The 462-nt window shown below is 64.9% G+C and carries 1 protein-coding gene; it reads left to right on the top strand.

Annotated elements, in window-relative coordinates; all coding sequences use genetic code 11:
* A partial coding sequence (locus L6D81_RS29330; protein ID WP_236183000.1) for a hypothetical protein occupies positions 1 to 462 on the top strand: 462 nt, incomplete at both ends.

The following is a 462-nucleotide window of genomic DNA, read 5'->3' on the forward strand; positions in this document are numbered from 1 at the left end:
TGATCGCGCTGATTCCGCCGGACGATGCGCCGACGTCCTACGAGTACCGCAACGGTTTCCTGCACAGCCGTTCGCGTGGCGACGCCGTTTGGACCTATCGGCGCAATGCCCAGGGGGATATCACCGAGGCGGTCGATCCGGACGGTCATGTCACCCATTACCACTTTGACGCGCAGGGGCGGTTGCTGTCGGTCCGTTATCCGGATTCGGGTCGGCATGTGTTCGTGTGGAACGACCTGGGCCAACTGGTCGAGGAAAGCCTGCCGGACGGTGGGGTTCGCAAGTTTTCCTACGACCTGCAGGGGCGGCGGATTACTGCGCAGGACGAACATGGCGCCGTCACCCGTCATGCGTGGGACGCCGTCGGTCGGCTGATCCAGACCACCTCGCCAAATGGCGCCACCCGCGCCTGGTCCTACAGCGCCTACGGCCAGGTCACCGCCGAACGCGATGAACTGGGGC

Origin of the sequence: Pseudomonas sputi, from assembly GCF_021603585.1 — a bacterium.
Taxonomy (GTDB): Bacteria; Pseudomonadota; Gammaproteobacteria; order Pseudomonadales; family Pseudomonadaceae; genus Aquipseudomonas; species Aquipseudomonas sputi.